General features: G+C 72.5%; 10 protein-coding genes. 3 read left to right on the top strand and 7 right to left on the bottom strand.

From position 1 onward, the window contains the following. The first annotated feature begins 19 nt into the window (after nucleotides 1-19). The gene (locus tag AC0IY1_RS25055; protein ID WP_471773288.1) at nucleotides 20-1060 is read left to right on the top strand and encodes a polysaccharide deacetylase family protein; all 1041 of its coding nucleotides are present in this window, start codon (nucleotides 20-22) and stop codon (nucleotides 1058-1060) included. A gap of 30 nt (nucleotides 1061-1090) precedes the next feature. Here the strand turns inward: AC0IY1_RS25055 and AC0IY1_RS25060 are convergent, their stop codons facing one another. From AC0IY1_RS25060 to AC0IY1_RS25085, 6 genes are all read right to left on the bottom strand, one after another. Further along, nucleotides 1091-1507 carry a hypothetical protein gene (locus AC0IY1_RS25060; RefSeq protein ID WP_055951433.1) on the bottom strand — a complete coding sequence of 139 codons (417 nt, stop codon included), beginning with the start codon at nucleotides 1505-1507 and terminating at the stop codon, nucleotides 1091-1093. A gap of 123 nt (nucleotides 1508-1630) precedes the next feature. Then, entirely contained in the window at nucleotides 1631-1849 is a 219-nt protein-coding gene (locus tag AC0IY1_RS25065) for a DUF2842 domain-containing protein (protein WP_055951430.1), read from the bottom strand. A gap of 112 nt (nucleotides 1850-1961) precedes the next feature. Then, a complete protein-coding gene (locus AC0IY1_RS25070; protein ID WP_471773283.1) occupies nucleotides 1962-2720 on the bottom strand; it encodes an ABC transporter ATP-binding protein in 759 nt (252 codons plus the stop codon). Between the two features lies 1 nt (nucleotide 2721). Next, nucleotides 2722-3474 (bottom strand): ABC transporter permease, encoded by a 753-nt coding sequence (locus AC0IY1_RS25075; RefSeq protein ID WP_055951423.1) that lies wholly within the window; start codon nucleotides 3472-3474, stop codon nucleotides 2722-2724. 169 nt (nucleotides 3475-3643) lie between these two features. Further along, a complete protein-coding gene (locus AC0IY1_RS25080; RefSeq protein ID WP_471773285.1) occupies nucleotides 3644-3940 on the bottom strand; it encodes a hypothetical protein in 297 nt (98 codons plus the stop codon). A 231-nt stretch (nucleotides 3941-4171) separates the two neighbouring features. Further along, the gene (locus AC0IY1_RS25085) at nucleotides 4172-5812 is read right to left on the bottom strand and encodes an inorganic phosphate transporter (protein ID WP_471773290.1); all 1641 of its coding nucleotides are present in this window, start codon (nucleotides 5810-5812) and stop codon (nucleotides 4172-4174) included. Between the two features lie 468 nt (nucleotides 5813-6280). Here AC0IY1_RS25085 and AC0IY1_RS25090 point away from each other — a divergent pair, with 468 nt between their 5' ends. Then, on the top strand, nucleotides 6281-6514 hold the full coding sequence (locus AC0IY1_RS25090; protein WP_055951417.1) for a GcrA family cell cycle regulator: 234 nt from the start codon (nucleotides 6281-6283) through the stop codon (nucleotides 6512-6514). Nucleotides 6515-6595: 81 nt separating this feature from the next. Here AC0IY1_RS25090 and AC0IY1_RS25095 read toward each other — a convergent pair whose 3' ends face one another. After that, a complete protein-coding gene (locus AC0IY1_RS25095) occupies nucleotides 6596-7189 on the bottom strand; it encodes a hypothetical protein (RefSeq protein WP_471773286.1) in 594 nt (197 codons plus the stop codon). A 329-nt stretch (nucleotides 7190-7518) separates the two neighbouring features. Here AC0IY1_RS25095 and AC0IY1_RS25100 point away from each other — a divergent pair, with 329 nt between their 5' ends. Then, nucleotides 7519-8082 carry a superoxide dismutase family protein gene (locus tag AC0IY1_RS25100; protein ID WP_055951411.1) on the top strand — a complete coding sequence of 188 codons (564 nt, stop codon included), beginning with the start codon at nucleotides 7519-7521 and terminating at the stop codon, nucleotides 8080-8082. Nucleotides 8083-8272: the final 190 nt, after the last annotated feature.

Here is an 8272-nt window from a genome sequence, read left to right on the forward strand (position 1 = left end):
AGCCAGAGGTCCGCCCCCCTTGAGCCGACGTCACCGCCTGTTCGCGGCCGGCTTCCGGGCCATCGCGGCGAGCCGGGCGGACCTCTGGCTCGGGCCGGTGGCGCGCGGGCGCGGACTGATCCTGACCTTCCACCACGTCCGCCCCGACCGGCCGGACTCCTACGACCCCAACGGCCTCCTGGCGATCACCCCGGATTTCCTCGACCGGACCCTGGCGCTGGTGCGCCGGCGCGGCTTCGAGATCATCGGCCTCGACGCCCTGCCGGCGCGCCTCGCCGCGGGCGGGCGTCCCTTCGTGGTGCTCACCTTCGACGACGGCTACCGCGACAATGCGGAGCACGCCGCCCCGATCCTGCGGCGGCACGGAGCGCCCTGGACGCTGTTCGTCACCAGCGACTTCGCGAGCGGGCAGGGGCGCCTGTGGTGGCTCGAGCTGGAGGAGGCGATCCGCCGCCTCGACCGGGTCCGGGTGCCCGAGGCGGGGCTCGACCTGCCGGCACGCCAGGCGCGCGAGAAATCGGCGGCCTTCGACCGGGTCTACCGCCAGCTGCGGTCAGGCCCGGAGGCGCGGCTCCTCGCGGTCATCGCCGATCTCTGTGCCGAGGCCGGCCTGGCCCCGGGGTGCATGGCCGGCGGGCTCTGCCTGTCCTGGTCCGAGTTGCGGAGCCTCGGCCGCGATCCGCTCGTCACCTTCGGCGCCCACACGATCAGCCACCCGATGCTGGCCAAGCACGACGCGGCGGTGGCGCGCCGGGAGATCGCGGAGGGGCGGGCGCGGATCGCGGCCGAGCTCGGCCGTCCGGTCCCGCACCTGTCCTACCCGGTGGGCGATCCGACCTCAGCCGGCCCGCGCGACTTCGCCCTCGCCCGCGAACTCGGCTTCGCCACGGCGGTGACGACCCGGCCGGGCCATCTCTTCGCGGCCCATGCGGACCACCTGCACGCGCTGCCGCGGGTCTCGGTGAACGGCCACCACCAGACGGAGGCCGCGCTCTCGGCCCTGCTCTCGGGGGTGCCGTTCCTGGCCTGGAACCGGGGCCGCCGGCTCAACGTCGCCTGACGCGCGGCGCCGGCGCAGAGGGTGGCGCGCTCAGCGACGGCGGCGGTGGCGGCGATAGGAACGGCTCTCGCCGCCCGCGATGGCGAAGCTGGCGCTCTGACGGCCGTGGCGGGCATGGCGCCCGCGCCGCGTGCGATGACCGATGGAGGCGATTGCCGCCCCCGTCGCCGCGGCGCTCGCGGCGAGGCTCTGGGGGATCGCCGCCAGCGCGTTGGCGACCTCGGCCGAGGCCGTGGCGGCGCCGGCGGACACGCCGCCGGCGACGTTCTTGGCGGCCGGGCCGAACATGGCGAGGCACTGGTTGTAGGCGAGGTCGTTCTTCAGGCGCTCACAGTCGGAGACCGAGCGGGGCGCTCCTTGCGCCTGCGCCGGACGCACCGCCAGGAGGGGGAGGGCCGACAGGATCGCGAGGCCGAGCAGAAGCGAGGGCGTGCACAGGCGTGGCATTGAGCGGGACGACGGCCTTTTAACGAATGACACGGCGCGTGTCTGGCGCGCGAGTGCGGCGAAAACCCGACGCCGGACGACGTTTTCTGGCCGGTCCGGGGGTTCTCCCCGCTTCCCGCGCCGTCAGCCCCGATCCTCGGCGTCGTTCCTGCCCATCCAGCTGATCAGCGGCATCAGCGGGAAGATCCAGGCGATGCCGAGCAGGGCATAGAGCACCGCCTGCACGGGCGCCGGGGTCTCGGAGATCCGGCTGTCGGCCAGCGCCATGGCCAGCGGCGCGTAGATGATGATGAAGGCCAGCATCACGATCGTGCCGATCAGCGAGCGGGTGCGGCGGCGCATCGGCCTGATCCTCGAAGCGAACGGGTGTCTTCCAGCGGGGTAGAGCGCCGGGCGACCGATGGCAACGGCCGCGCCCGCGACCCTTTTCGCACCCGACGCTCGCCCCGTCGCCTCAGAGCTCCGCCGAGCGGTTCGACAGCTCCATCCGCAATTGCCGGGCCGCCTCCTGCAGGGCGGCGTCGCGGCGGCGGCGGGGCCGGGGCACCGTCACGGGCATCTCGGCCGCCAGCCGGCCAGGACTGCCGGCGAGCACGACGACCCGGTCGGCGAGAGTCACGGCCTCGTCGATGTCGTGGGTGACGAACAGGATGGTCTTGCCCGTCGCCGCCTGGATGCGCTGCAATTCGTCCTGCAGCCCCTCGCGGGTGAAGCTGTCGAGCGCCGAGAACGGCTCGTCCATGAGGAGCACGTCCGGGTCGACGGCGAGCGCCCGGGCGATGGCGACGCGTTGGCGCTGGCCGCCGGAGAGCTGGTGCGGCCAGCGCTGGCCGAGATCGCCGAGTCCCACGAGGTCGAGAATCGCCTGCGCCTTGGCCAGGCGCTCGGCCTTGGACAGGCCGCGGCCCTCGAGCCCGAAGGCCACGTTGGCGATGACCCGGCGCCAGGGCAGCAGCCGCGCATCCTGGAAGACCAGGGCCATGGGCGTGCGGCAGTCGGGGCGGGCCTGGAGGCGCACGGTGCCGGCGCTCGGCTCGGCCAGCCCGATTAGCACCCGCAGGACCGTGGACTTGCCGACACCGGACTCGCCGACGATGACGAGGAACTCGCCGCGGGCCACGTCGAGGTCGAGGTCCTGCAGGATGACGGTCCGGGTGCCGGCGCGCTCGTAGGCGAGGCTCAGGCCCGCGATGGAAATGATCGGGTCGGACATCTCAGGCGCGCCACCGTAGGAGCCACCCCTGGAGGGCGACGAAGGCCGTGTCGAACAGGCCGTAGAGGGCGGCCATGGTGAGCATGTAGACGACGACGATGTCGGTGGAGAGCAGGCTCGAGGCCTGCATCATCCGGGCGCCGACGCCGGGCACGCCGAAGATCTCGGCGGCCACCACCGCCATCCAGGCCTGGCCCAGGGCCGTGCGCAGGCCCACGAGGATGCCCGGGGTCGCGGCCGGGAGCAGGATCTTGGTGAGCCGGGACCAGGGCGAGCCGAAGCCGAAGGCCTGGGCCACCTCGATCAGGTCGCGGTCGACCCCGCGCACCGCCCCCTGCGTCGCGAAGAACACGATCCAGAACACGCCGATGGCGATGATGAAGACGGCGGCCTCCGGCTGGACGCCGAACCAGATGATGGCGAACGGCACCCAGGCCAGACCGGGAATCGGCCGCAGCAGGCGCACGATCCAGGCGGTCGCCGCTTCGAACCCGCGGAACATGCCGCTGAGGAGACCGAGCGCGATGCCCGCCCCCGCACCGACGCAGAGGCCGGTGACGTAGTGGCTGAGGCTCGACAGCACCGCCTCGCCCCAGACGCCGAGGCGCACCTCGTTGAGGAAGGCGGCCGGGATCGTGCTCGGCGGCGGCAGGAAGGCCGGGTTGATCAGGCCGAGGCGCGGCATCGCCTCCCAGAACAGCAGGAAGGCGAGGAGCCCGGCCGCCGCCAGGGCGGTGGAGCGCAGGGCCATCATGGCCGGTGCCCCGGACGACGGCGGATCGGACCGGAGCGGGGGCGGCGCCGCGGCGGAAGGGGTCTGGGGGTCATCGGGCTCGTGGCTTGTGGCGGCATCGCGGCGCCGGGCGGAGCGGACGCGCGGGGAACGCAGGCGGGGGGAACGCAGGCGGGACGGGTGAGGGCATTCAGGCCCCGCAAGGGGCGGCGTCGCGGGTCGGCGGCCTCGCGAGGAGGGGGTCGAACGCGCGGGAACGGCCGGGCGGGGTGCCGCCGGGGGCCGAGCCGGCGCAGGCGACCAGGCGGTGACGCCCCGCAGGCGTCCCCAGGGCATCGGACGGGCCGACGCGGCGCGCGCGCATGCGGGCGACGCCGCCATCGTCGCTGACGCCGTCAAGGCCCGTGACCGGGTGGTCCGCCGCGAGGAGGGGCCGTGCGAGAGGGTCGCCGATCAGGCCGGCGGTGTCGGTGACGAAGACGCGCATGGAGTCCCTGGCGGCCGTCCGAACCGGATCGAGCCTGTCCCCGACCTACACGCAGCGCCGCGCGACCTCAAGAAAGCGGGGCCCTGCCGGCTCCGGCCATGCGGGAGGCGGCGCCGGAGGGGGGACGAGCGCTCCGCCCGCTTCCATCCCCCGCTTCCATCGCCCGACGGGCATCCGCCCCTCCCATCCATCCGCCCGCCGCGCGACCGGGAGGGCGGGACGCACCTGTCCTCAGAACAGGTGCCGCAGGATGAAGAACAATCCGCCCGCCAGGGTGATGGCCGCCGGCAGGGTCAGCACCCAGGCGAGCGCCATGTTGCGCACGGTGGCGACCTGCAGGCCCGAGCCGTTGGCCGCCATGGTGCCGGCGACGCCGCTCGACAGGATGTGGGTGGTGGAGACGGGCAGGCCGTAGAGCTCGGCCAGCCCGATGGTGCCGGCGGCCACCATCTCGGCCGAGGCGCCCTGGGCGTAGGTGAGGTGGGTCTTGCCGATCCGCTCGCCCACCGTGACGACGATCCGCTTCCAGCCCACCATGGTGCCGAGGCCGAGGGCGAGGGCGACGCAGACCTTCACCCAGGTGGGGATGTAGCGGGTGCCGTCGTTGAGCAGGCCCTCGTAGGCCTTGAGGGTCTTGGCCTCGGCCTCCGGGAAGCCGGCGCCGGCGGCCGGCAGCAGCCGCACCGCGTCGGCGGCGAGGTACATGTCGTTGCGCAGGTTGGGGGTCGCGGCGGCCGGCACCTGGCGGATCGTACCGTGGCGCTGCACCGAGGCGGCGATGTCGTCCGAGAGGGCAGCCAGCGCCGCGTAGACGGCGGGGGTGTTCAGCGCCTTGGTGCGCAGGGCCTCGCTGACCTGCCCGCGGGCAGCCGCGGCATCGGGACGGGCCGCGCCCGCGGCCCGGGCGGCGAACACCGCGCTGGCGTCCCGCGACTGCTGCACGAAGACCGGCGTCATGTCGTCCGACATGGTGCGGTTCAGGGCATAGGCGGTGGGGGCGGCGCCGATCAGGATCAGCATGATCAGGCCCATGCCCTTCTGGCCGTCGTTGCCGCCGTGGAAGAACGACACCAGGGTGCAGGTGAGGATGAGGAGGCCGCGGATCCAGAGCGGGGGCGGGGCCTCACCCGCGGGGGCCTCGTAGAGGTCCCGGCGCCGGACCACCGCCTTCATGACCAGCAGCAGCAGGGCCGCCAGGACGAAGCCGAGGACGGGGGAGAACAGCAGCCCCTCCAGCACCTTCACGGCCTGTCCCCACTCGACGCCGGAGGTGCCCTGGCCCTCGGGCGCCATCAGCTGGTTGGCGAGGCCGACGCCGATCACCGAGCCGATCAGGGCGTGGGAGGAGGAGTTCGGCAGGCCCAGCGCCCAGGTGCCGAGGTTCCACAGGATCGCGGCGATCAGCAGCGCGAAGATCATCGCATAGCCGGCGGAGGAGCCGACCTGCAGGATCAGTTCCACCGGCAGCAGGGTGACGATGGCGTAGGCCACCGCGCCGGAGGACAGCATGACGCCGAGGAAGTTGAAGGCGCCGGACCAGATCACCGCCACCACCGGCGGCAGCGCGTGGGTGTAGATCACCGTCGCCACCGCGTTGGCGGTGTCGTGGAAGCCGTTCACGAACTCGAAGGCCAGGGCGATCAGGAGGGCCAGGGCCAGGAGGGCGAAGGCCCCGATCGCGAGCGGCGTCTCGCCGACCGCGTTCATGTCGTGGACCAGGCTGTAGCCCGCATAGGCGAGGCCGCCCAGGAGGACGAGGGCGAAGGCCACGAGTCCCGAGACGTGGATGCTGCCGTCGAGGTTCGGGCCGGGGCGGCGGCCCGGCTCCGCCTGCGGCGGCGGGCGAAGTCCGGGGGCGATCGCATCAGCCATGATTTCGGCCATGATTGGGGTCTCCCGACAGGGCGATCGCCGCGGCGGGTCGATCCCGGCACGATCCCCGCACATCCCGGCTGTATGACGGTCCTGTCTCAGGACGATGACAGCCACGGGCCTCCTGGCATTGGCCGGGATGAAACCCATCTGTGATTCGTAATGGCCGCCGAAGCAGCCTGGAGCCCCTTAAGCAAGCGGCCCGAAACCTGTGCGCTGCAACACACGCATGCGTCAGCACTTGTTTGCCGAGGGGCAAACCCCAGATATAACAGCATCATGACGCTGTCGCGTCCGGTTTGGCCGCGCTTCCGACCTGCTCAAGGTCCGCGATTCTTCCCATTCATGTCCGCGGGTCGCCCGCTGTGTCCATGCAGGGGAGAGGCCCTCCCGAAGGCGACACGCTCCCGATCCGTCACACTCCGCTGGGCCCCGCCCGCGAAAGCCAGTCCGCGAGTCATCCGATCCATGAACCAGCTTGTCCGCATGTCACAGGTCGGCGAGGCCGATGCCATCGCCGAGCCCTCCGCCGAGCTGCGGGTGCCGTTCGCGCAGTCCGGTGCCTTCGTGTGCAAATTCATCATCGGCGAGCCCAACGACCGCGCCGTCTGCTGCGGCGCCCCGGCGCCCGACGGCAAGAGCTGGTGCGCCTTCCACCGTCGCATCGTATTCGAGCCGGCCCGGCCCGGCCGCCTGCGCTGATCCGGAGACCCTCGATCGCACGCTGACCCCAACCCCGCCGGCCCCCCCGGCGGGGTTTTCGTTTGCGGCGCCGAGCGAGTCCTAGTCCTCGCTCTCCTCCTCGTAGGGGCGATAGGTGCGCAGGCGCCGGCCATCGGGGAACTCGACGCTGCGGGACCGCACCACGAGGTAGCCGGCCTCCTGGGCCTGGCGGATCCGGCGGGCCCGGTCGTCCTCGTACACGAACGGACCGGTCGGTTCCGGGACGACGCCGTAGCTGTAGCGAATCACCGGCGGCCGCGTCGTCACGCGCCGGACGACGGGGTCCCGGTGCTCCTGGACCCGCGCCACCGTCCGGACGGCAGGACGACGCGACGGGGACGCCGCCGGGCGCGCGACCCGCACGCGTGCTTCGGTATTCCCACGCGCACGCGTCTCGCGCGCGCTCTTCGGCGTCCGGACCGCCGCATGCGTCGAGCGCCGGGTTTCGGCAGGCGCCGCCGACGGCTTGGGCGCCTCCGGGGTCGCCGCGGGCGTGGTGACCGGGGATGTGGACTCGGCGGTCCCCCGGGGTGGTGGGTCGGTCCAGGTCCGGCCGGATGCGGATGACGGCGGCGTCTGCGCGTGGGCCAGGGCGGGCAGGAGACCCAGCACCAGAGCGAGGAACCCGAGGCGGCGAGGGGCGGCGAACGTCATGGGAACCTCCCAACGAGTCTTACGCTGCAGTCAATGTTAATGCCGCGCCAAGATCTGCGGTCCATCCACCAGCGGAGACTTGGTGAATCAGGCGCCGAGATTGGCCCCGTGACCGGAAACTTAGCGAAACCTTAAGAGTTCGTCCACGGACCGCAACCATCGGGGTGCCGCAGGACACAGCTGTTCGCGCCGGCCCGGGGGGCCGGCATCTGGCCTCACCGGTCCAGGCATGGGAAAGGTCGGGCCGCCCGGCATTGCCGTGGAGCGCCCCGCGACCATCTTCGTTGACGCTCCACCGGCGTACCCGGCGTGGAGAGGAGAGCCATTTCATGAGACGACTTCCGTCGGTCCTTGCCCTCGCGGCCAGCACGGCCTTCGCCGCCCAGGCGGCCCTCGCGCAGACCGCCCCGGCGGCGCCCGCGGAGGCAGCGCCCCCCGCGGCCCCGCAGACCTTCGAGAGCCCGATTCAGAACGGGAAGGGCGAGCCCATCGGCAAGATCATGATCCGTGACGGCGCGAGTTCCCTGGTCATGCGCGTGACGATCCAGCCCGGCGGCCTGCCCCCCGGCTGGCACGGCATCCACTTCCACGCCGTGGGCGATTGCTCGGACACCGCGAAGTTCGAGAAGTCGAAGGCCCACGTGAACCACGACCAGAGCAAGCACGGCCTGCTCAATCCGGAGGGTCCGGACGAGGGCGACCTGCCGAACGTCTTCGCCAATGCCGACGGATCGGTGAACGCGGAGGTGTCGAGCGAGACGCCGCTGACCGGCGAGGGCGCTCTCAAGGACGGCGACGGCTCGGCCCTGATCATCCACGCCAACGAGGACGATCACACCACGCAGCCCATCGGCGGTGCCGGCGCCCGCATCGCCTGCGCGGTGATCAAGTAGGCCTCGGTTCGACCCCGCGGAGCCCTGGGCTCCGCGGGATGCGGAACGACGCTACTTCTGGACGACGCTGACGAGCTTGGCGCCGCGCGCCTTCCGTTCGGGCAGGGCGGCCTTGACGGTCTGGAGGATGCCGGCGGCGTCGAGGCCGGCCTCGGCGTACATGGCGTCGGGGGTGTTGTGGTCCTGGTAG

The sequence above is a fragment of the Methylobacterium sp. AC690 genome, from assembly GCF_979256535.1.